Here is a 22,157-nt window from a genome sequence, read left to right as displayed (position 1 = left end):
GTAAATTAACAAGATGCGTCATGGCTGCACCTCTCCGGCGGCGAGGGCGATAGTGGTCAGCCAGCTCAACGGGCGAGGCGGCAACGAAGACGGCGCGCCAAACATGCTCCAGGGGTTGAAATGCTGCGCCGCCGGAGCGGTAATGTCCGGTGGCAATTCGCACCAGGCCGTTTCATCCGCTGGTGTGCCGAGCAATGCGCAGGCCTGCTCAAAAGCGGTGACGGTAACGGCATCGACCCATCCCCAGTGATTATCACAGGCCATAATCCATTTGCCTGCCTGCCAGCTCACCACGCCACGGAGCGGTGCCCCCAGCCGGGATAGCAGCGTGCAGAGCGCGTTGGCGTCAGGGGCTACCGCTGACAGGCGCAAACCCGCCCGGCCTACGCAGTCACTTAGCCGCGCCACTTCCTCGCGCTGCGCCGCCGTCACGATAAAATGCCGCTTATCCGTCGCAGAATGGTAATCCAGCATCAGGGCTTCCGGTGCGAGCCCGAGCTGGCGGGCCGTTGCCGCTGCGATATACCGTTCGCACTCCGGCGCGTTAAGCGGGGCGGTGGGAAAAGGCACCTGTCGGATCAGCGTGCGATGCGCCGGAAAACCCAGCCGCACCCGGCGCCGCCAGGGCAGGGTTTTACGCCAGGTGGTTAATGTGGCAATCAGGGCATCCGGCGCGGCAACGCTGCCGTTACTGATGCACCCCGGCGGAAGCGCCAGCTGCCACCAGCGCCGCAGCCGCAGCTGCCCGCCGCGAGAAACCAGCGCCAGCGCCTTTATTCCATCTTCTTGAATTTCCAGACCTATCTGCCATTGCTCGTATGTCATAATCGGCGACCTCCCTGGCGCTACGGATGAAAATTGACATATCAATGCTCCTGGCTTGCCTTTATACTACCGCGCGTTTGTTTATAAACTGCCCAGTTGAAACCAGATGGGAAATTTCCGGTGAAGTTCGTAAAGTATCTATTCATCCTTGCAGTGTGTTGCATTCTGCTGGGAGCAGGCTCGATATTCGGTCTGTACAAATATGTTGAGCCGCAGCTGCCTGACGTCGCGACGTTGAAGGACGTGCGGCTGCAGATCCCGATGCAAATCTACAGTGCGGATGGCGAACTGATCGCCCAGTACGGTGAAAAGCGCCGTATTCCGCTGACCCTCGATGAAATTCCGCCAGTCATGGTGAAAGCGTTTATCGCCACCGAAGACAGCCGCTTCTACGAGCACCACGGTGTCGATCCGGTGGGGATTTTCCGCGCCGCCAGCGTGGCGCTGTTTTCCGGTCATGCTTCGCAGGGTGCCAGTACCATCACCCAGCAGCTGGCGCGTAACTTCTTTTTGAGCCCTGAACGCACCCTGATGCGTAAAATCAAAGAGGTGTTTCTCGCGATTCGCATTGAGCAGATGATGACCAAGGACGAGATCCTTGAGCTGTATCTGAACAAGATCTATCTCGGCTATCGCTCCTATGGCGTGGGCTCTGCCGCACAGGTTTATTTCGGCAAGGCGGTCGATCAGCTGACGCTGAGCGAAATGGCGACCATTGCGGGTCTGCCGAAAGCGCCATCGACTTACAACCCGCTCTACTCCATGGATCGTGCAGTGGCGCGTCGCAACGTAGTGCTTTCACGTATGCTGAGCGAAGGCTATATCAGCCAGGCGCAGTATGACGAAGCGCGCAACGAAGTGATTGATGCCAACTATCACGCCCCGGAAATTGCCTTCTCCGCGCCCTATCTCACCGAGATGGTGCGCCAGGATATGGTCAGCCGCTATGGCGACAAGGCGTACGAAGACGGATACCGCGTGACGACCACGATCACCCGCCGGGTGCAGTTGGGCGCGCAAACGGCGCTGCGTCAGAACGTGCTCGACTACGATATGCGTCACGGCTACCGCGGTCCGACCAATCGGCTGTGGAAAGTGGGCGAAACCCCGTGGGATAGCAAAAAGATTATCGACACGCTGAAAACCGTGCCGGGATACGGCCCGCTGTTTCCGGCAGTGGTGACGTCTGCCACCCCGTCAGAAGCAATCGCGCTGCTGGCTGATGGCTCGTCGGTCTCGCTGAAGATGGATACCGTGCGCTGGGCGCGCGCGTACCGCTCCGATACCGCCCAGGGGCCAACGCCGCGCAAGGTTACCGATGTGGTTCAGGCCGGGCACCAGATTTGGGTGCGCAAGGCCGACGACAAATGGTGGCTGGCGCAGGTGCCGGAAGTGAACTCAGCGCTGGTCTCTATCAACCCGCAAAACGGGGCGGTGATGGCGCTGGTGGGCGGTTTCGACTTCAACCACAGCAAGTTCAACCGCGCTACCCAGGCGCTGCGTCAGGTGGGATCGAACATTAAGCCCTTCCTCTACACCGCGGCGATGGATAAAGGCCTGACGCTGGCCAGTATTCTCAACGACGTGCCGATCTCCCGCTGGGATGCCGGTGCGGGTTCCGACTGGCGTCCGAAGAACTCGCCGCCGGAATACGCCGGGCCGATTCGTCTGCGTCAGGGTCTGGGCCAGTCCAAAAACGTGGTAATGGTGCGCGCCATGCGGGCAATGGGCGTCGATTACGCCGCAGAGTACCTGCAGCGCTTCGGCTTCCCGGCGCAGAACATTGTGCATACCGAATCGCTGGCGCTGGGCTCTGCCTCCTTTACGCCGTTGCAGGTGGCACGCGGCTACGCGGTGATGGCGAATGGCGGCTTCCTGATTGACCCGTACTACATCAGTAAAATCGAGAATGTTGAAGGCCAGACGCTCTTCGAAGCGCAGCCGAAAGTCGCCTGCGCCGACTGCAACATTCCGGTGATTTATGGCGATACGCCGAAATCTGACGTGCTGGAAAATAAAGACGTCGAAGACGTGGCGATTTCCCAAGAGCAGCAGAACGCAACCGTGCCGATGCCGCAGCTGGAGCAGGCTAACAGCGAACTGGTTGCCCAGAGTCCGGCTCCGCAGTATGCGCCGCATGTGATCAATACCCCGCTGGCATTCCTGATTAAGAGCGCCCTGAATACCAATATCTTTGGTGAGCCGGGCTGGATGGGCACCGGCTGGCGTGCCGGGCGCGATCTTAATCGTCATGATATCGGCGGGAAAACCGGCACCACCAACAGCTCGAAGGACGCCTGGTTCTCGGGCTATGGTCCGGGCGTCGTGACCTCGGTGTGGATTGGTTTTGACGATCACCGCCGCGATCTGGGCCGCACGTCGGCGTCTGGTGCGATTCCGAATCAGATCTCGGGTTACGAAGGCGGGGCGAAGAGCGCGCAGCCGGCGTGGGATGCGTACATGAAAGTGGCGCTGGACGGCGTGCCTGAGCAGCCGCTGACGCCGCCAGCGGGTATTGTCTCGGTTAACATTGACCGCAGTACCGGGCAACTGGCGAACGGTGGCAACAGCCGGTCAGAATACTTTATCGAGGGAACGCAACCGACGCAGCATGCGGTGCGGGAGGTGGGAACCACCATCATCGATAACGGGGAAACCCAGGAGCTGTTCTGACAAAAAACGCGCCGAAAGGCGCGTTTTTATTGGTGCAGACCGCAGGCTATAACCGCCCCTCGGCGCGCAGCCATTCGCGGATAAGAAACAGCGCGCTGACGTTGCGCGCTTCGCTGAAGTCCGGGTCTTCGAGCAGATCCATCAGATGCGCCAGCGGCCAGCGCTCCTGCACCAGCGGCTCTGGCTCATCCCCTTCCAGTGATTCAGGATAGAGATCTTCTGCCAGCACGATATTCATCTTGCTGGAAAAGTAAGACGGGGCCATGGTGAGCTTTTTCAGGAACGTCAGCTGGTTCGCACCAAAGCCCACTTCCTCTTTCAGTTCGCGGTTGGCGGCGTCGTAAATGGTTTCGCCTGGATCGATAAGCCCTTTCGGGAAACCTAGCTCATAGGCTTCGATACCGACCGCATACTCGCGGATCAGCAGCAAATGATCGTCGATAATGGGCACAATCATCACGGCTTCACGGTTTGACGGGCGCATACGTTCATAAACACGTTGCTCGCCATTGCTGAAAGCCAGATCCACGGACTCCACGTTGAACAGACGCGAACGTGCAACCGTTTCGACATGCAGGATAGTGGGTTTTTGTAAGGGTTTACTCATCATGGCTGGTCTGCAGGTCATAAAAGTGATGTCATTGTGCGACATGCCGCACGCTTTCGGCAATGTTAATTGCCCCTTATTTACATACCTGTAACTTTACAAAAGCAATCATTTTGACTCGGCTAAGTCAATAGGTTGAAAATGTAATAAGAATTTGCTGATATTTCCGCTGTTCTGACTTTGCTAACATTGATTTACCGCTGGTATGCGTGACAAAACGTCCTCAAGAAAGGCTTGATACCTGCCGATAATCATTCAACTGGCTGAATGTTTTAAGGGTTGCTATCAACCACGCGTAATGAAAAAAAGATGGGTTTAATGGGGAAAGCATGAGCTCCTTGTTTATTGTAGTAGCTGCTATGCTGGCCTGTGTGGTGATTGCTGGATGGGTTATCAGGCGTAATGCGCGCCAGCGCAACAAGATACCTTATCTCCATGTGTTTGCTGGGGCATCCACACGCAGATTAACGACTGAAGAACGCGGCGCAGTAGAGTCTTATCTCGACACGCTGGCTCGCACTCTGCGGGCGCCGACACCGACTGGCGCACCCGCCGCTCCCGTGACCCTCCGACTCAACGCGCACAGCAATACCGTTTACGGCTTAACCCGTTCCATTACGCGCTACGGGCTCTCTACCGACGACTCGAATAAATGGCGTTACTACCTTGATTCGCTTGAGGTTCATCTCCCGCCTTTCTGGGAACAGTTCATCACCGATGATAACGAAGTTGAGCTGATCTGCACCGAAACGCTGCCGCTGGTGATCGCACTCAACGGCCATACGCTGCAGGACCCGCTGTACGAATCTCAGGGCTTTGCGCTGGAAAACGCTACCGGCACTCAGGCCTCTATTCGCGGCGAAGAGAGCGAGCAGATTGAGTTACTCAACATTCGCCAGGAAACCCAGGAAGAGTACGCCTTGAGCCGCCCGGATGGGATGCGCGAAGCGCTGCTGATCTGCGCCTCGTTCCTGCTGTTTTTCTTTTGTCTGATCAGCCCTGAAATCGTGCTGCCCTGGCTTGCCGGCGGCGCAATTATGCTGCTGGCTGCCGGTCTCTGGGGGCTGTACGCCCCGCCTGCGCAAACCGCGCTGCGCGAGATCCACTGCCTGCGCGGCACGCCGAAGCGCTGGGGTCTGTTCGGTGAATCAAATCAGGAGCAGATCAACAATATTTCGCTGGGCATTATCGATCTGATTTATCCGGCGCACTGGCAGCCGTGGATCCATCAGGATTTAGGCCACGAAACCGACATCGACATCTATCTGGACCGCCACGTGGTGCGCCAGGGCCGCTTCCTGTCGCTGCACGATGAGGTAAAAAACTTCCCGCTCCAGCACTGGCTGCGAAGCCTGGTGATCGCCGCCGGCGCGCTGGTGGTACTGCTGATGCTTATCGTGTGGGTGCCGTTAGATATGCCACTGAAAATCACCGTCTCATGGCTGAAAGGCGCGCAGACGGTAGAGGCCACCAGCGTCGATCAGCTTGAGCAGGCGGGTATTCGCGTAGGTGATACTTTAAAAGTGAACGGCACCGGGATGTGCGACATCCGCATGCCGGGCGGCTATACCGCGCGCCAGAACTACCCGTTTATGCCCTTCGACTGTTCAAAAATCATCTGGAATGACGCCCCGCCGCTGCCGGTTCCTCAGTCGGACATCGTGACCAAAGCCGAAGCGCTCAGCGACGCCATCACCCGCCAGCTGCATCCAAGCGCCGAGGATGCGAAAGTCAATCCAGGCCTGCGCTCTGCCATTCAGCAGTCGGGCATGGTCCTGCTGGATGATTTCTCCGATATCGTGCAGAAAACCCAGGATCTGTGCTCTGCGGAAGACGAATGTGTCCGGTTGAAAAACGCGCTGGTTAACCTGGCGGGCACTAAAGACTGGAATACGCTTATCAAACGCGCCACCACCGGTCAGTTGCAGGGCACCAACGTACTGCTGCGTCAGGTGAGCGCTGAATCGCTGGATAACCTGGTGGCAACCTCTATCGCCCCGTTCGTGTCGCGCGAAACCATGCGCGCAGCCCAGGCGCTGAACAGTCCGGCTCCGGGCGGGTTTATGATTATCAGCGATGAGGGCAGCGATTTGGTCGACCAGCCGTGGCCGCCGGTGCCGCTGTATGAACATCCGGCGCAGGAGCAGTGGAAAGAGTTCCAGCGCCTGGCTGAAATGCTTATTCAGACACCGTTCCGCGCAGAAGGTATTGTCACCGGGTTGCGCACCGACGCTAACGGCACCGTACACGTCGATCTGCACAGCATCCCGGATAGCGCCGGCCTCTGGCGCTATACCGGCATCTCGCTGCTGCTGCTGGCAATGATCCTCTGCGTTATCGTTAACGGCGTGCTGGCGCTGCGCCGCTATCAGCGTAACCGGGCGCGTCTGACGGAAATTCAGCACTACTACGAAAGCTGCCTCAACCCGCGGCTTATCACTACCCCCGACTCCCGCCCGATGTTCTGATGGCTTTTGCGCGCCGGGTTTATGGTAACCTGTCGCGCACTTTCCCCTTCCGGCTGGAGTTTCCATGCATGTTGATATCGCCTGGCAGGACGTAGATACCGTTCTGCTGGATATGGACGGCACCCTGCTCGACCTCGCCTTTGACACTCACTTCTGGCAGAAACTGGTTCCGGAAACCCTGAGCGCGCACCGCGGTATCGCGCTTGAGGCGGCGCACCAGCTTATCCAGCAGGAGTATCACGCGGTGCAGCATACGCTAAACTGGTACTGTCTGGACTACTGGAGCGAGCGCCTCGGGCTGGACATTACGGCGATGACCACCGCGCAGGGGCCGTATGCGGTGATGCGCGATGACACCGTTCCGTTCCTTGATGCGCTGAAGGCCTGCGGTAAGCGACGCATTCTGCTGACGAATGCGCATCCGCATAATCTGGCCGTGAAGCTTGAGCATACCGGACTCGCTTCACACCTTGATTTATTGCTATCCACCCACACATTTGGATATCCGAAAGAAGATCAGCGGTTATGGCAGGCGGTGGCCAGCCATACCGGCCTGGATGCCAGCCGCACGCTGTTTATTGACGACAGCGAGCCGATTCTGGATGCCGCTGCCCGATTTGGTATCCGCTATTGCCTTGGCGTCACCAATCCGGATTCGGGAATGGCGGAAAAAGCCTATGTGCGCCATCCGGGGATGAACGACTACCGCCGTTTCCTCCCGGCACTGCAACCAGAGGAGTGAGCATGAAAGAGAAACCCGCAACCGGGGTACGCCTCGATAAATGGCTTTGGGCTGCGCGGTTTTATAAAACGCGCGCGCTTGCTCGTGAAATGATCGAGGGCGGCAAAGTCCACTACAACGGCCAGCGCAGCAAGCCCAGTAAAGTAATGGAGCTGAATGCGACCCTCGTACTGCGCCAGGGTAACGACGAGCGCACCATTATCGTCAGGGCGATTACCGATCAGCGGCGTCCAGCCAGCGAAGCGACTGCGCTCTATGAAGAGACGCAGGAGAGCATTGAGAAACGTGAAAAGATGGCCACGGCCCGCAAGCTTAACGCCCTGTCGATGCCGCACCCGGATCGCCGTCCGGATAAAAAAGAGCGCCGCGACCTGATTAAATTTAAGTCCGGCGACAGCGACCCGGCATAACCTAATCCGATGCCGTCCGCCTGCGATCCCGTCCACGCGGCCTGCACGATGTAACCAAAGGATGACCGCGCCGCGCTCATTCGTAAGAGAGAAAATTATGGCCCAACACGACCAACTTCACCGCTACCTGTTTGAAAACTATGCCGTTCGCGGCGAACTGGTAACGGTATCCGATACCTGGACGCAGATCCTCGAAAACCACGACTATCCGCAGCCGGTAAAAATCATTCTCGGCGAACTACTGGTCGCGACCAGTCTGCTGACCGCCACGCTGAAGTTTGATGGCGACATCACCGTGCAGCTACAGGGTGATGGCCCGATGACGCTGGCGGTGATCAATGGCAATAACAAGCAGGAGATGCGCGGCGTTGCGCGCGTTCAGGGCGAGGTTGCCGCGGATGCCAGCCTGAAAGATCTGGTGGGCAACGGTTATCTGGTGATCACCATTACCCCGGCTGAAGGCGAACGCTATCAGGGCGTGGTCGGCCTGGAAGGCGATACCCTGGCCGCCTGCCTCGAAGACTACTTCATGCGTTCCGAACAGCTGCCGACGCGCCTGTTTATTCGCACCGGCGACATGGAAGGCAAGCTGGCGGCGGGCGGGATGCTGCTGCAGGTGCTGCCGGCTCAGGATGCTCAGGCCAATGATTTTGAGCATCTGGCCACCCTGACCGAGACCATCAAAGCGGAAGAGCTGCTGACGCTGCCAGCCACCGACGTGCTGTGGCGCCTGTATCACGAAGAAGAAGTTACCCTGTACGATCCGCAGGACGTCATCTTCAAGTGCACCTGCTCGCGCGAGCGCTGTGCCGATGCGCTGAAAACTCTGCCGACGGAAGAAGTCGACAGCATCATCGCCGAAGAGGGCGAGATCGACATGCACTGCGACTACTGCGGTAGCCACTACGTGTTTAACGCGATGGACATCGCCGAAGCGCGCAACAACGCCTCTCCGGCGGACCCACAGATCCACTGATAGTCAAACGCCACCCGCGGGTGGCGTTTTTTTTAGTAGCGATCCGGCGCAAAAGGCAGACGCTGGCCGTCAATCGTCAGATCGCGCCACGGCGGCGGCTGGGTGGACAGGCGCTCTGACTGCGCGGTTTCCCGCAGTTTTTTCGCATCCAGCGTCACAGGCAGATCGTAAAAGTTGCCTGCCGATACCCACTTGCCGTTCTGCTTGCTCAGCACAAACGCACTGCGCGCGCTGAAATCAAACATGATCCACTCCGGTTGAGCGTCCCCGTTCAAATCTTTTGCCAGCAGCATGCAGTTCGACAGGTTATCTACCGGCAAGCAGGCCTTGATACGCCAGGCATAGTCCTTCGCCAGCGTCTGCCAGACAGCCTGCTCCGGCTGCGGCTGGGGAGCGGCCAGCGGGATCTGCCGATACGCATCGGGATCGACCGGCGCCCCCACACTATCTCGCCCGGCCAGCGCATCGCTGATCTCCTGACGCAGCACCAGATTACCTTTGATCACCGGATCGGCCAGCAGGGTATGCAGCGCCTCCCTGCCCCAGCGCAGCCACTGCGCCAGCTCGCTGATGGTCGCGCTGTCCAGCATGGCTTTATCGGCGTTGAAACGCGCCATCTGGCTGTTAACGCTGATGCGCCACGGGCTGAGCAGCGGCGTATGCAGCAGCAGTAGCAGCAGTGGGACGACGAACAGCACTGCTTTGCCGGTACGGCTGAAATCCACGGCGCTGCGCCGCTGCCGCGCCAGGCTTGCCACATAGCCGCAGGACCATAGCAGCGATACGCAGGTGACCAGCGCAGCATACAGCCGGTCCGGCGTCCAGCCGTATTGCGCCACGCGAAGCCACACCGCCCAGGCGGCGATAAGGGCGCAGACCGGCGCGAGCAACAGCGTACCGAGCAGCATACGCCGCAGTAGCCTGGTGTAAGGCGGTGCGTCGCGCTCCGGATGCCACACCAGCGCCATCAGCAACAGGAACAGCAGACACAGCGTATTAAGCAACCCGGCCCCGGAAACCTGCTGCGAAATCGCATTCAGCCCCACGCCCGGTATCGCCAGCATAAACAGCACCATGATGGCGCCAACCACCGGCAGCAGCCCGGTTGCGACCAGCGTCAGCAGGTGCTGCACCGCGACCATCAGACGGGCATTGCTGCGGCAGAGCGTCACCGTCATCGCCACAATGCAGCCGGTTATCACATACGCAAACGCACCGTTATCAAAGAACAGCGTTTTAAAGAAGTCGATGCCGATCAGCGAAAACAGGGACGCGCACAGCCAGAGCACCAGCCACCCCAGCCCGGTGGCCAGCAGCGCCAGCAGCAGCGCAAGGCCGTTGTGCCAGTAGTGGCGGAACAGCGAGGGGAAATCGCCCCAGCGTCCTTCCAGGAGACGGCTTTGCAGCCAGGGGAGCAAAAGAAACAGCATCGCTGCCAGCGCCACCACATAGCGCCACAGCGCATCGCGCTGATCCCAGGTGTCCAGCCCGGTCACGGCATACACCAGCCAGCTGCAGTGAACGGCGGCCATCATTAGCAAAAGCGCGATGCCCAGCCATAGCAATGGCTGGCGCAGCGAACGGGCGGCAAAAATTAGCGTGGAGGTGGTTATCAGGCTGCCCACCAGTAAAAACAGCAGCCAGCCGTGCTCAGCCGGTGTGGAAAACAGCGCCGTGGTGCGGTTGAGCAGGTAGATCACCCCGCCCTGAAGCATTCCCGTCAGTGGAAGCAGCCAGCGCAGCGAGGCGGAAAGCGGTGCGTCACTCTTCATCGTATCAGTCCATTGTTTAACCTGCGGGCATCATAGCGCAGGCGAAAAGCGCTGTCTTTCCGCGTGGAAAGGAAGATGCCGCGCCTCGATCAACGCAGCAGTTTGCTGTTACGACACGGTGGGTTGCGAAAATGAATGCGCTTACACTCACAAAGTTCTGGATGATTGCCCTGCTTTCATGGATATCCGGAATACTTTCCGTCGGATATGTGGATAATCCTGCCATAATTTGTGTCGCTTCGTGAGCGTAATCACAGCGTGATCCTCTACCGTGATGTTGCAGATACCCAAATCTATGAAGCCCATCGCGGTTCATCTTTACTGAAAAACCCTACAATTTTAGGTAATACCTATTGGCTAAGGAGTAGTGACATGCGCGTTAACGATTTAACCCCGCAGGATCTCAAGGCTTATGGCATCACCAGTGTGCAGGAGGTTATCTATAACCCGGATTACGACACGCTCTACCGCGAAGAACTGGCGCCGGGTCTGGAAGGCTATGAACGCGGTGTGGAGACCCGCCTCGGTGCCATTGCCGTTGATACCGGCATTTTCACCGGGCGTTCACCGAAAGATAAGTACATCGTCCGCGATGACACCACGCGCGATACGCTGTGGTGGGCCGATGAAGGTCAGAAGAATGATAATAAGCCGCTCTCTCAGGAGACGTGGACGCACCTGAAAGGCCTGGTCACGCAGCAGCTATCGGGGAAACGCCTGTTTGTGGTCGATGCGTTCTGTGGAGCCAACCCGGACACCCGTCTCGCGGTACGTTTCATCACCGAAGTCGCCTGGCAGGCGCACTTTGTCAAAAACATGTTTATCCGCCCGAACGATGACGAGCTTCAGGCGTTTGCGCCCGACTTCGTAGTGATGAACGGCGCGAAGTGCACTAACCCGGACTGGGCCGCGCAGGGGCTGAATTCGGAGAACTTCATCGCCTTTAACCTTACCGAGCGCATTCAGCTTATCGGCGGCACCTGGTACGGCGGCGAAATGAAAAAAGGCCTGTTCGCCATCATGAACTATCTGCTGCCGCTCAAGGGCGTGGCGTCGATGCACTGCTCGGCCAACGTGGGTGAGAAAGGCGATGTCGCGGTGTTCTTTGGCCTGTCCGGCACCGGAAAGACCACCCTCTCCACCGATCCGAAACGCCGCCTGATTGGCGATGACGAGCACGGCTGGGACGACGACGGGGTGTTTAACTTTGAAGGCGGCTGCTACGCCAAAACCATTCGCCTCTCCGCAGAGGCCGAGCCGGACATCTACCACGCCATTCGCCGCGACGCGCTGCTGGAAAACGTGACGGTGCGCGAGGATGGCAGCATCGATTTCGACGATGCGACAAAAACCGAAAATACCCGCGTCTCCTACCCGATCTATCACATCGACAATATCGTGAAGCCAGTGTCGAAGGCGGGTCACGCCACGAAAGTCATTTTCCTGACGGCGGATGCGTTTGGTGTGCTGCCGCCGGTGTCACGCCTGACAGCCAGCCAGACCCAGTATCACTTCCTCTCCGGCTTTACGGCGAAGCTGGCGGGCACCGAGCGCGGCGTCACCGAGCCGACGCCGACCTTCTCCGCCTGCTTTGGCGCGGCATTCCTGACGCTGCACCCGACGCAGTATGCCGAAGTGCTGGTGAAGCGCATGGAAGCCGCAGGCGCGCAGGCTTACCTGGTGAATACCGGCTGGAACGGCAGCGGGAAACGTATCTCGATTAAGGATACCCGCGCCATTATCGACGCCATTCTCAATGGCTCGCTGGACGAGGCGGAAACCTTCTCGCTGCCAGTGTTTAACCTCGCGGTGCCTACCCAGCTTCCGGGCGTAGACAGCGCCATCCTCGATCCGCGTAACACCTGGGCCTCGCCGGAAGCCTGGCAGGAAAAAGCCAACCAGCTTGCCGGGCTGTTTATCGATAATTTCGAGAAATACACTGATACCCCGGCCGGGGCTGCGCTGGTGGCCGCCGGGCCGCAGCGCTAATCGTCGGGCAAAAAAAGAACCACCGCAGGGTGGTTCTTTTTTTATGGGCATGACGTCCTTGTCTTAAGCGCTGGTCGTCGCCGGAACGCGGGTAACCGGGATCGGCAGCCAGGCGCGAATGCGCAGCCCGTCCCGCTCGCTGCGGCCGATATCCAGTACGCCGTTATGATTGTCGACGATACGCTGCACAATCGCTAAGCCAAGCCCGGTGCCGCTGGTGCTGCGTGCGCTGTCGCCGCGCACAAACGGCTGGAACAGATGCTTCAGCTGCTCCGGTTTGATACCCGGCCCGTCATCTTCCACCTGGAACCAGGCGCGATTCAGCTCGGTGCCGCTGCTGACTTTGATCCAGCCGTTGCCATAGCGTGCGGCGTTAACCACCATATTTGCCGCGGCACGCTTGATAGAGAGCGGATGGATCTGCAGCAGGATTTCGCCGTTTTTCAGATCGGTTTCTATCTCGCGCTCGTACCCGCTTTCGGCAGCGATCACCTCGCCCAGCACGGCGTTAAGATCCGCCATCTCCAGCGGCATCTCCTGACCGGTGCGCAGGTAGTCGATGAACTGCTCGATGATGTCATTGCACTCTTCGATATCTTTGTTGATCGACTCGGCGAGATAGCCATCTTCAGCAGCCATCATTTCGGTGGCGAGACGGATACGCGTCAACGGCGTTCGCAGATCGTGACTGACCCCGGCCATCAGCAGGGTACGGTCATCCGCCAGCTGTTTTACCCCGGCCGCCATATGGTTGAACGCGCGGGTGACCGAGCGTACCTCTGAAGCGCCGTACTCACGCAGCGGCGGCGGGATCAGCCCGCGTCCAACCTGCAGTGCGGCGTGCTCCAGATCCACCAGCGGCCGGTTCTGGATGCGGATAAACAGCCAGGCACCACCGATTGCCAGCAGCATAATCGCGAGGGTATAGCGGAACAGCGGCGAGAAATCGCCCTGATGGATTTCGGTGAGCGGCACCCGCACCCAGATATTCGGCGACAGCCAGGTTTTCAGCCACACCACCGGTGAGCTTTTATTCACCTCGACGCGCACTTCAGTGGGGCCACCCAGCTGCTGCGCCATCTGCTGGCTGAGAAATTCATAGTGCTGCGCCCAGCGCAGGCCGGCATCTTCTGCCGCCTCGTTGGAATAGAGAGAAATGCCGAGCTCGCGATAAATTTCGCGTCGAAAGGCCGGGGGAACCACCAGCTGCGTCCCGTCTTCCAGCTGCAGCTTATCGGTCATCAGCATACGCACTTCGTACGCCAGGACTTTATTGAACTGCTGCAGGCTGGGAAGGATCGCGAAGTTCAGTACCACCAGATAGGTCGTCACCAGACTGACAAACAGCAGGGTGACGATAAGTAGCAGGGTTCTGGCAAACGAGCTTCGCGGCGAGAAACGCACTCGCCTCATGCTTTGGCGCCGTCAGGAACAAAGACGTAGCCCAGACCCCATACCGTCTGAATGTAGCGCGGGTGAGCCGGATCTTCTTCCACCATGCGGCGCAGACGCGAGATCTGCACGTCAATGGAACGCTCCATCGCACTGTATTCGCGACCGCGTGCCAGGTTCATCAGCTTATCGCGGGAGAGCGGTTCACGTGGGTGACTGACCAGCGCTTTCAGCACGGCGAACTCACCGCTGGTGAGCGGCATCGGCTCATCTTCGCGGAACATTTCGCGGGTGCCGAGATTGAGTTTGAATTTACCGAAGGCGATGACAGCCTCTTCCTGAGACGGCGCGCCCGGCAGCTCGTTAGCCTGGCGGCGCAGCACGGCGCGAATACGGGCCAGCAGTTCACGCGGGTTGAACGGCTTCGGAATGTAGTCGTCAGCGCCAATTTCCAGGCCGACGATGCGATCCACTTCTTCGCCCTTCGCGGTGACCATAATGATTGGCATCGGGTTGCTCTGGCTACGCAGGCGACGGCAGATGGAGAGCCCGTCTTCGCCCGGCAGCATCAGGTCCAGCACCATCAGATGGAAGGACTCGCGCGTCAGCAGGCGATCCATCTGTTCGGCGTTGGCGACGCTGCGAACCTGGAAGCCCTGCTCGGTAAGATAACGCTCAAGCAGCGCACGCAGGCGCATATCGTCATCAACGACCAGAATCTTATAATTCTCTTGCATTGTTTTTACTCCCAAAGGTTCGGACAATAGCTGTCTGTATTCTTAAAAAACTGCGCGTCGGTAACCACATAAATCTGGTATACATTCTAGACGAAATTGTTACAAAGCATATTTAACAGCAGCTTATCACCGATTTCCCTGACAATTCTCATACGTTACACGCAGAATTGGCTTAACAGAAATGAAGGAAAGACAGGCTGTTACCTGAAAGGCAGAGTGATGAAAACGCCCCTGATTACCCGAGAAGGCTATGAAAAGCTCAAAAAAGAGCTTGATTACTTATGGCGCGAAGAGCGTCCGGAAGTGACGAAAAAAGTGACCTGGGCAGCAAGCCTTGGCGATCGCAGCGAAAACGCCGACTACCAGTACAACAAAAAACGGCTGCGCGAGATTGACCGCCGCGTGCGCTATCTGACAAAGTGCCTGGAGCAGCTAAAAATCGTTGATTATTCGCCGCAGCAGGAGGGGAAAGTGTTCTTCGGTGCCTGGGTGGAGGTGGAAAACGACGACGGCGACATCAAGCGTTTTCGCATCGTCGGTTACGATGAGATCTTCGGCCGTAAAGACTACATCTCCATCGATGCCCCAATGGCGCGCGCGCTGCTGAAAAAAGAGGTTGGCGATCTGGCCGTGGTGAACACCCCAGCGGGCGAAGCCACCTGGTACGTTAACGAAATTACCTATCCGAAATAATCTGCGATGCTGCTCCCGGAACGCTCCGAATCCTTATCCGGCGCGTTCCGCGGCTGGCATTTTGCCCCGCCAGTCCGTATAACTGTCCCCTGAATTTTTGTACTCCAACAGATGAAACAGCCATGATGAATGACTCGCTCTGCCGCATTATTGCGGGTGAACTCCAGGCACGCGCTGAACAGGTGGATGCCGCCGTACGCTTGCTGGATGAAGGGAACACCGTGCCGTTTATTGCACGTTATCGTAAGGAAGTCACCGGCGGTCTGGACGACACCCAGCTGCGCCAGCTGGAGACGCGTCTGGGCTATCTGCGCGAGCTGGAAGAACGCCGCCAGTCAATCCTCAAATCCATTTCGGAACAGGGCAAGCTGACCGACGAGCTGGCCGGGGCCATCAACGGCACGCTGAGTAAGACCGAGCTGGAAGATCTCTACCTGCCCTACAAACCGAAACGCCGCACCCGCGGGCAGATCGCCATTGAAGCCGGTCTCGAACCGCTCGCCGATCTGCTGTGGAATCAGCCCTCCCATACCCCGGAAGCCGAAGCGGAAAAATTCATCGACGCCGATAAAGGCGTGGCCGATACCAAAGCCGCGCTCGACGGCGCGCGCTACATTCTGATGGAGCGCTTCGCTGAAGACGCCGCCCTGCTGGCGAAAGTGCGCGACTACCTGTGGAAGAATGCCCATCTGGTCGCCACGGTGGTAACCGGCAAAGAGGAAGCGGGCGCGAAGTTCCGCGACTATTTTGACCATCACGAACCGATCGCGACCGTGCCCTCACACCGCGCGCTGGCGATGTTCCGCGGTCGCAACGAAGGTGTACTGCAGCTGGCGCTCAACGCTGACCCGCAGTTTGACGAGCCGCCGCGCGAAAGCCACTGCGAGCAGATCATCATCGACCACCTCGGCCTGCGCCTGAACAATGCCCCGGCGGACAGCTGGCGTAAAGGCGTGGTGAGCTGGACCTGGCGTATCAAGGTGCTGATGCATCTTGAAACCGAGCTGATGGGCACCGTGCGCGAGCGCGCCGAAGACGAAGCGATTAACGTCTTCGCCCGTAACCTGCACGACCTGCTGATGGCCGCCCCGGCGGGCCTGCGCGCGACGATGGGCCTCGATCCAGGCCTGCGTACCGGCGTGAAAGTGGCCGTGGTAGACGGCACCGGCAAACTGGTGGCGACCGATACCATCTATCCTCACACCGGCCAGGCAGCAAAAGCGGCGGTTGCCGTTGCCGCGCTGTGTGAGAAACATAACGTAGAGCTGGTTGCCATCGGTAACGGCACCGCGTCTCGGGAAACGGAACGTTTCTTCCTCGACGTGCAAAAACAGTTCCCGAAAGTGACGGCCCAGAAGGTGATCGTCAGCGAAGCCGGAGCATCGGTTTACTCCGCCTCCGAACTGGCGGCGCAGGAGTTTCCGGATCTCGACGTCTCAATCCGCGGCGCAGTTTCCATTGCCCGCCGCTTGCAGGATCCGCTCGCCGAGCTGGTGAAGATCGACCCGAAATCCATTGGTGTCGGCCAGTATCAGCACGATGTCAGCCAGTCGCAGCTGGCGCGCAAGCTGGATGCGGTGGTGGAAGACTGCGTGAACGCCGTCGGCGTCGATCTGAACACTGCCTCCGTGCCGCTGCTGACCCGCGTGGCGGGCCTGACGCGCATGATGGCGCAGAACATCGTCTCCTGGCGTGATGACAACGGTCAGTTCCAGAATCGCCAGCAGCTGCTGAAAGTGAGCCGCCTCGGGCCGAAAGCCTTTGAGCAGTGCGCGGGCTTCCTGCGCATCAACCACGGCGATAACCCGCTCGATGCCTCCACGGTGCACCCGGAAGCCTATCCGGTGGTGGAGCGTATTCTGGCTGCCACCCAGCAGTCGCTGCGCGATCTGATGGGCAACGGCAGCGCGCTGCGCAACCTGAAAGCCGTCGATTTTACCGACGAGCAGTTCGGGGTGCCGACCGTGAGCGACATCATTAAAGAGCTGGAAAAACCGGGCCGTGACCCGCGTCCGGAATTCAAAACCGCCACCTTCGCCGAAGGCGTGGAAACGCTCAACGACCTGCAACCGGGCATGGTGCTGGAAGGCGCGGTCACCAACGTCACCAACTTTGGTGCGTTTGTTGATATCGGTGTGCATCAGGACGGGCTGGTACACATCTCCTCGCTCTCGGATAAGTTCATCGACGATCCGCATAAAGTGGTGAAAGCGGGCGATATCGTGAAGGTGAAAGTGCTGGAAGTGGATATGGCGCGCAAACGTATCGCACTGACCATGCGCCTTGATGAGCAGCCGGGCGAAACCAGTGCCCGTCGCGGCGGCGGCAAACCGGAACAGAACAAGCGTCCGGCCGCGCAGCCGAAACCGCGCGGGCGCGAGGCACAGCCTGCCGGCAATAGCGCCATGATGGACGCGCTGGCAGCAGCAATGGGTAAAAAACGCTGACCCCTGCTCCCCTCCGCCTTGCGGAGGGGATTTCTCGCCATAGAAAATACACCTGGCGGTTATATTATTTCGCAGTAATAAAATCACTGTTATGCATTGCCGTTAATAACAACTGGCACAACATAATTACCAGACATCGCAGTTATTAATATTTAAATAACAATTAACACAGCAAATAAATATTGATGTGGATTAGATTTCATTTCCCGGTTACAAACGGTGAAATTGCGCCATATCAATTACCAGAGCAACAATTGTGAAAACTATATTTGCTCACATTTCCTGCATTGCAGATAAAAAGCGTTCTCATTATCATTGCATCCAGTTCTTCTCTCTCTCCGTCAGCAGGCGTGATGCGCCCCGGCACGCGCCAGAACAGATAAAGCAGGCACTATGTCATACACACCAGGCAGCTCATGGAAAATAACGGGCTTTTCCTCCGCTATTAGCCCGGCGTATCGTCAGAAGCTATTATCGCTCGGCATGTTGCCCGGCGCGTTATTTAATGTCGTGCGCGTCGCCCCCTTTGGCGATCCGATTCATATCGAGACGCGACGCGTTAATCTGGTATTACGCAAAAAAGACCTCGCATTATTAAACGTGGAAGCCAGCGGCTAAATTCGGCTTTTCAGAGTGCACCATCATGAAAAATATTACTATCGGCCTTATCGGTAATCCTAACGCCGGGAAAACGACGCTGTTTAATCAGCTCACCGGCGCACGCCAGCGCGTGGGTAACTGGGCAGGCGTCACCGTCGAGCGCAAAGAGGGCAACTTCACGACTACCGATTGCGCGGTGCGGCTGGTGGATTTGCCCGGCACCTACTCCCTGACCACCATCTCGTCCCAGACCTCACTCGATGAGCAGATTGCCTGCCACTACATTCTGAGCGGTGAGGCAGACATGCTGATTAACGTGGTGGACGCCGCCAACCTTGAGCGCAACCTTTACCTGACGCTGCAACTGCTGGAGCTGGGCATTCCCTGCGTGGTGGCGCTCAACATGCTGGATATCGCCGAAAAGCAGGGCATTCGCATCGATACGGAGGCGCTCTCCGCACGGCTGGGCTGTCCGGTAGTGCCGCTGGTGTCAACGCGCGGTCGGGGTATTCAGGCGCTGAAGCTGGCGATTGACCGTCATACCGGAAACACCCCGACCGAACGCGTGCACTATGCCGCGCCACTTCTGCGCGAAGCCGCGCAGCTGGCGGCAGCGATGCCTGCCACATTGAGCGAGGAACAGCGGCGCTGGCTGGCGATTCAGATGCTGGAAGGCGATATCTACAGCCATGCCCGATCAGGCGACACTACAGATGCGCTGGCTGCCGCCCGGAACCGGCTGGAACATGAGATGGACGATCCGGCGCTGCACATTGCCGACGCGCGATACCAGAGCATCGCCACTATCTGCGAGGCGGTTAGCAACAGCCTTACCGCCGAACCGCACCGCCTGACGGCCGCGCTCGACCGCGTGATCCTCAACCGCGTGCTCGGCCTGCCGATCTTCCTGTTGGTGATGTACCTGATGTTCCTGCTGGCCATCAATATTGGCGGCGCGCTGCAACCGCTGTTTGATGGCGGTTCGGTGGCACTGTTTATTCATGGTCTGCAGTGGCTGGGCGCCACGCTGCACTTCCCCGCCTGGCTGACGATTTTCCTCGCTCAGGGGATTGGCGGCGGCATCAACACCGTGCTGCCACTGGTGCCGCAGATAGGGATGATGTACCTGTTTCTGTCGTTTCTTGAAGACTCCGGCTACATGGCGCGCGCCGCGTTTGTGATGGACCGTCTGATGCAGTCTCTCGGCCTGCCGGGGAAATCCTTCGTGCCGCTGATTGTGGGCTTCGGCTGCAACGTGCCGTCGGTGATGGGCGCGCGTACTCTGGATGCACCGCGCGAGCGGCTGATGACCATTATGATGGCACCGTTTATGTCCTGCGGCGCGCGGCTGGCGATTTTCGCCGTCTTCGCCTCGGCCTTTTTCGGACAGCGCGGCGCGCTGGCGGTGTTCTCGCTCTATCTGCTGGGCATCGTGATGGCAATCCTCACCGGCCTGATGCTTAAATTCACGCTGATGCGCGGAGACGCGACGCCGTTCGTGATGGAGCTGCCGGTGTACCACGTGCCGCATCTTAAAAGCCTGCTGCTGCAAACCTGGCAGCGTCTGAAAGGCTTCGTGCTGCGCGCCGGGAAAGTCATCGTGGTGGTGAGCGTGTTTATCGGTGCGCTGAACAGTTTTTCGTTTAGCGGCCAGCCGGTGAACAGCATCAACGACTCGGCGCTGGCATCGGTCAGTAAAGTGCTGACGCCGCTGCTCAACCCGATCGGTGTGTCGCAGGATAACTGGCAGGCCACGGTGGGCCTGTTTACCGGTGCGATGGCGAAAGAAGTGGTGGTCGGCACGCTCAATACGCTCTACACCGCCGAGGACATTCACGACGCCGAATTCGACGTTAACCAGTTCAGCCTGCTGGATGAGCTGTCCGGCGCGGTCAACGATACCTGGGAGAGCCTGAAAGCCACCGCCAGCCTGAGCGTGCTGGCAAATCCGATTGAAGCCAGTAAAGGCGATGGCGAGATGGCAACCGGTGCGATGGGCATTATGAGCAGCAAGTTCGGCAGTCAGGCGGCGGCGTACAGCTATCTGATCTTCGTGCTGCTCTATATTCCCTGTATTTCGGTGATGGGCGCGATCGCCCGCGAGTCGAGCCGCGGCTGGATGACGTTCTCCATCTTCTGGGGGCTGACTATCGCGTACAGCCTGGCGACCGTGTTTTATCAGGCGGCGACCTTCCGCGAGCATCCCCACACCAGTGTGGTGGCGATGCTGTGCGTGGTGACGTTTAACCTGGTGCTGATCACCGCCCTGCGCCGGGCGCGTAGCCGGGTGAACGTCTCGCTGTTCACGGCGGATAACTCGCCGCAGCGGCAGTGCCACTGAGGAAGATGTCATGACAAGTCTGATGGCGATACGCGACATGTTAGCGCTGGAAGGGCGGCTACAGGCGGCGCAGATCAGTCAGCGCACCGCAACGCCGCTGCCGCTGGTGGAAGCGATGCTGATGCGTCTGGAGGCGATGGGCCGGGCGACATGTGTTGCCGTTGAGGTAGATGGCTGTTTTAGCGGGCAGTGTCGGACATGCCCAGAGGGGAAAGCCTGCCAGCCGCGCTGGTGGATGCTGCGCCAGTAAATAAGGCGGGAACTCCCGCCTTTGTACCGTTCTTACTTATACACTTCGGCGGTGGCGTGGATGTCTTTGCCGTGTTTCTGGCCGCTGGTGATGACGTAATATTTTCCGCCCAGCTCATCCGCTTTTTTGGACAGCTCTTCTTTGGCGTCCATCGGCGCTGAACCTTCCGCGATAGAGATATCCCCGACCTTGGTCAGATTCATCTCTTTAACTTTATCCTTCTGCAGCTCTTCTGCGGCATACGCGCCGGCAGACAGTGAGCCGATGAGCAGTGCTGCGACAATACCTGTTACACGTTTCATAGCCATGACTCTCCTTGAAATGGGTAATTGCGATGGGGCACCCTTGCCCTTCGTACCTGCTACGCAGGCAGAACGGCAGGCGATGCTCTTTTGAGTATTGTTTCACCAGGCGATATTTGCAACGCGGACGCTTTCTTAATTGCCGATGCGGCTTTTCAGCGCGGTCAGCGCCTCGCAGAACAGTTCAGGGTGCGAAATAAACGGCGCGTGCGCGGCTTTAGGGAAAATATGCGAGCTGCTGTGCGGCAGGCGCTCGTCCAGCAGCGGGGAGATAGCGCGCGGGACCAGCCCGTCCAGCCGTCCATAGAGCCGTAAAAATGGCAGCGTCAGGTTTTCCAGCGGCGCGCGCAGATCGGCGGTTTTCAGGATCTCCAGCCCGGCATTCAACACTGCCAGCGACGGAGCAGGCTGCGCCAGCACCACGTTTTTCAGCGCTCGCGCATCCTGACGCGCCGTTTCCGTACCAAGTGTTTGCAGCGCCAGGAAACGCTCCACCGTGCGCTGGAAATCCTCACTCAGCTGCTGCTGGAAGTTAGCCAGCACCTCTGGCTTGATGCCCGGCCAGTCGTCGCGGGCGCTAAAGCAGGGGGACGAGGCTACAGTTACCAGCGCCTGTACGCGCCCGGGATAGCGCAGCGCCACGCTGCTCGCCACCAGCCCGCCGAGGCTCCAGCCCAGCCAGATTGCCTGTTCCGGGGCGTGTTTCACCACGCAATCCGCCATCTCATCAAGCGACAGCGCACCGAATCCCTGACTGCGGCCATAGCCGGGCAGATCGACCAGATGCAGCGTGAAATGCGAGGCGAGTTCCTCAGTAATGCAATGCCATACCTCGGCATTCAGCCCCCATCCGTGCAGCAGCACAAGATGACATTTTCCCTCTCCTTTGGTCTGCCACCAGATGTCGTTCATCAGTTACTGTTCTCATTATTT

18 protein-coding genes are annotated in these 22,157 nt (G+C 58.7%); 11 read left to right on the top strand and 7 right to left on the bottom strand.

Annotated features, from left to right (window positions below; genetic code table 11):
* Positions 1-18: 18 nt before the first annotated feature.
* Positions 19-825 carry a type IV pilus biogenesis protein PilM gene (gene pilM / locus KFZ77_RS01430; RefSeq protein ID WP_264385260.1) on the bottom strand — a complete coding sequence of 269 codons (807 nt, stop codon included), beginning with the start codon at positions 823-825 and terminating at the stop codon, positions 19-21.
* 120 nt (positions 826-945) lie between these two features.
* Here pilM and mrcA point away from each other — a divergent pair, with 120 nt between their 5' ends.
* Positions 946-3,498 carry a peptidoglycan glycosyltransferase/peptidoglycan DD-transpeptidase MrcA gene (mrcA, locus tag KFZ77_RS01425; RefSeq protein WP_264385259.1) on the top strand — a complete coding sequence of 851 codons (2,553 nt, stop codon included), beginning with the start codon at positions 946-948 and terminating at the stop codon, positions 3,496-3,498.
* A 46-nt stretch (positions 3,499-3,544) separates the two neighbouring features.
* Here the strand turns inward: mrcA and nudE are convergent, their stop codons facing one another.
* Positions 3,545-4,105: an ADP compounds hydrolase NudE gene (gene nudE / locus KFZ77_RS01420; protein ID WP_031521790.1), complete on the bottom strand. Its 561-nt coding sequence runs from the start codon at positions 4,103-4,105 to the stop codon at positions 3,545-3,547.
* 329 nt (positions 4,106-4,434) lie between these two features.
* Between nudE and KFZ77_RS01415 the strand changes: the two genes are divergently transcribed.
* From KFZ77_RS01415 to hslO, 4 genes are all read left to right on the top strand, one after another.
* The gene (locus KFZ77_RS01415; RefSeq protein ID WP_031521791.1) at positions 4,435-6,573 is read left to right on the top strand and encodes an intracellular growth attenuator family protein; all 2,139 of its coding nucleotides are present in this window, start codon (positions 4,435-4,437) and stop codon (positions 6,571-6,573) included.
* Positions 6,574-6,637: 64 nt separating this feature from the next.
* Positions 6,638-7,315 (top strand): GMP/IMP nucleotidase, encoded by a 678-nt coding sequence (gene yrfG, locus KFZ77_RS01410; protein WP_031521792.1) that lies wholly within the window; start codon positions 6,638-6,640, stop codon positions 7,313-7,315.
* A gap of 2 nt (positions 7,316-7,317) precedes the next feature.
* Positions 7,318-7,725, top strand: coding sequence for a ribosome-associated heat shock protein Hsp15 (hslR, locus tag KFZ77_RS01405; RefSeq protein ID WP_031521793.1), 408 nt, complete (start codon positions 7,318-7,320; stop codon positions 7,723-7,725).
* A gap of 97 nt (positions 7,726-7,822) precedes the next feature.
* Positions 7,823-8,701, top strand: a complete 879-nt coding sequence (gene hslO, locus KFZ77_RS01400; protein WP_031521794.1) for an Hsp33 family molecular chaperone HslO — start codon at positions 7,823-7,825, stop codon at positions 8,699-8,701.
* A gap of 32 nt (positions 8,702-8,733) precedes the next feature.
* On the opposite strand, the gene KFZ77_RS01395 is transcribed toward hslO, so the two are convergent.
* Complete coding sequence (locus KFZ77_RS01395) at positions 8,734-10,473, bottom strand: DUF4153 domain-containing protein (protein ID WP_264385258.1); 1,740 nt, start codon at positions 10,471-10,473, stop codon at positions 8,734-8,736.
* 372 nt (positions 10,474-10,845) lie between these two features.
* On the opposite strand from KFZ77_RS01395, the gene pckA reads away from it, so the two are divergent.
* The gene (pckA, locus tag KFZ77_RS01390; protein ID WP_264385257.1) at positions 10,846-12,462 is read left to right on the top strand and encodes a phosphoenolpyruvate carboxykinase (ATP); all 1,617 of its coding nucleotides are present in this window, start codon (positions 10,846-10,848) and stop codon (positions 12,460-12,462) included.
* 63 nt (positions 12,463-12,525) lie between these two features.
* Here the strand turns inward: pckA and envZ are convergent, their stop codons facing one another.
* Both envZ and ompR read right to left on the bottom strand, forming a co-directional pair.
* Positions 12,526-13,875 (bottom strand): two-component system sensor histidine kinase EnvZ, encoded by a 1,350-nt coding sequence (gene envZ / locus KFZ77_RS01385; RefSeq protein ID WP_264385256.1) that lies wholly within the window; start codon positions 13,873-13,875, stop codon positions 12,526-12,528.
* Positions 13,872-14,591 (bottom strand): osmolarity response regulator transcription factor OmpR, encoded by a 720-nt coding sequence (gene ompR, locus KFZ77_RS01380; protein ID WP_006177890.1) that lies wholly within the window; start codon positions 14,589-14,591, stop codon positions 13,872-13,874. Before ompR ends, envZ begins: the two co-directional genes overlap by 4 nt.
* A 219-nt stretch (positions 14,592-14,810) precedes the next feature.
* Between ompR and greB the strand changes: the two genes are divergently transcribed.
* The 5 genes from greB (at position 14,811) to feoC (ending at position 20,922) form a co-directional block, all read left to right on the top strand.
* A complete protein-coding gene (gene greB, locus KFZ77_RS01375) occupies positions 14,811-15,284 on the top strand; it encodes a transcription elongation factor GreB (RefSeq protein WP_031521801.1) in 474 nt (157 codons plus the stop codon).
* Positions 15,285-15,406: 122 nt separating this feature from the next.
* Positions 15,407-17,731: a Tex family protein gene (locus KFZ77_RS01370; RefSeq protein WP_264385255.1), complete on the top strand. Its 2,325-nt coding sequence runs from the start codon at positions 15,407-15,409 to the stop codon at positions 17,729-17,731.
* Positions 17,732-18,124: 393 nt separating this feature from the next.
* Positions 18,125-18,349, top strand: a complete 225-nt coding sequence (feoA, locus tag KFZ77_RS01365; protein WP_031521805.1) for a ferrous iron transporter A — start codon at positions 18,125-18,127, stop codon at positions 18,347-18,349.
* Positions 18,350-18,374: 25 nt separating this feature from the next.
* On the top strand, positions 18,375-20,672 hold the full coding sequence (feoB, locus tag KFZ77_RS01360) for a Fe(2+) transporter permease subunit FeoB (protein WP_031521806.1): 2,298 nt from the start codon (positions 18,375-18,377) through the stop codon (positions 20,670-20,672).
* 10 nt (positions 20,673-20,682) lie between these two features.
* A complete protein-coding gene (feoC, locus tag KFZ77_RS01355; protein ID WP_031521808.1) occupies positions 20,683-20,922 on the top strand; it encodes a [Fe-S]-dependent transcriptional repressor FeoC in 240 nt (79 codons plus the stop codon).
* Positions 20,923-20,954: 32 nt separating this feature from the next.
* Here the strand turns inward: feoC and KFZ77_RS01350 are convergent, their stop codons facing one another.
* Both KFZ77_RS01350 and bioH read right to left on the bottom strand, forming a co-directional pair.
* Positions 20,955-21,224: a YdgH/BhsA/McbA-like domain containing protein gene (locus KFZ77_RS01350; RefSeq protein WP_031521810.1), complete on the bottom strand. Its 270-nt coding sequence runs from the start codon at positions 21,222-21,224 to the stop codon at positions 20,955-20,957.
* 135 nt (positions 21,225-21,359) lie between these two features.
* Complete coding sequence (gene bioH, locus KFZ77_RS01345; protein WP_031521811.1) at positions 21,360-22,136, bottom strand: pimeloyl-ACP methyl ester esterase BioH; 777 nt, start codon at positions 22,134-22,136, stop codon at positions 21,360-21,362.
* Positions 22,137-22,157 lie beyond the last annotated feature (21 nt).

It is taken from the genome of Siccibacter colletis, assembly GCF_025914095.1.
GTDB lineage: Bacteria > Pseudomonadota > Gammaproteobacteria > Enterobacterales > Enterobacteriaceae > Siccibacter > Siccibacter colletis.
The sequence above is the reverse complement of the archived record's forward strand: the minus strand, read 5'-3'. Positions and strand labels throughout refer to the sequence as shown.

Coding starts and splice junctions, on each gene's coding strand:
- pilM (WP_264385260.1), bottom strand. CDS start 825: ATGACATACGAGCAATGGCAGATAGGTCTGGAAATTCAAGAAGATGGA.
- nudE (WP_031521790.1), bottom strand. CDS start 4,105: ATGAGTAAACCCTTACAAAAACCCACTATCCTGCATGTCGAAACGGTT.
- KFZ77_RS01415 (WP_031521791.1), top strand. CDS start 4,435: ATGAGCTCCTTGTTTATTGTAGTAGCTGCTATGCTGGCCTGTGTGGTG.
- yrfG (WP_031521792.1), top strand. CDS start 6,638: ATGCATGTTGATATCGCCTGGCAGGACGTAGATACCGTTCTGCTGGAT.
- hslR (WP_031521793.1), top strand. CDS start 7,318: ATGAAAGAGAAACCCGCAACCGGGGTACGCCTCGATAAATGGCTTTGG.
- hslO (WP_031521794.1), top strand. CDS start 7,823: ATGGCCCAACACGACCAACTTCACCGCTACCTGTTTGAAAACTATGCC.
- KFZ77_RS01395 (WP_264385258.1), bottom strand. CDS start 10,473: ATGAAGAGTGACGCACCGCTTTCCGCCTCGCTGCGCTGGCTGCTTCCA.
- pckA (WP_264385257.1), top strand. CDS start 10,846: ATGCGCGTTAACGATTTAACCCCGCAGGATCTCAAGGCTTATGGCATC.
- envZ (WP_264385256.1), bottom strand. CDS start 13,875: ATGAGGCGAGTGCGTTTCTCGCCGCGAAGCTCGTTTGCCAGAACCCTG.
- ompR (WP_006177890.1), bottom strand. CDS start 14,591: ATGCAAGAGAATTATAAGATTCTGGTCGTTGATGACGATATGCGCCTG.
- greB (WP_031521801.1), top strand. CDS start 14,811: ATGAAAACGCCCCTGATTACCCGAGAAGGCTATGAAAAGCTCAAAAAA.
- KFZ77_RS01370 (WP_264385255.1), top strand. CDS start 15,407: ATGATGAATGACTCGCTCTGCCGCATTATTGCGGGTGAACTCCAGGCA.
- feoA (WP_031521805.1), top strand. CDS start 18,125: ATGTCATACACACCAGGCAGCTCATGGAAAATAACGGGCTTTTCCTCC.
- feoB (WP_031521806.1), top strand. CDS start 18,375: ATGAAAAATATTACTATCGGCCTTATCGGTAATCCTAACGCCGGGAAA.
- feoC (WP_031521808.1), top strand. CDS start 20,683: ATGACAAGTCTGATGGCGATACGCGACATGTTAGCGCTGGAAGGGCGG.
- KFZ77_RS01350 (WP_031521810.1), bottom strand. CDS start 21,224: ATGAAACGTGTAACAGGTATTGTCGCAGCACTGCTCATCGGCTCACTG.
- bioH (WP_031521811.1), bottom strand. CDS start 22,136: ATGAACGACATCTGGTGGCAGACCAAAGGAGAGGGAAAATGTCATCTT.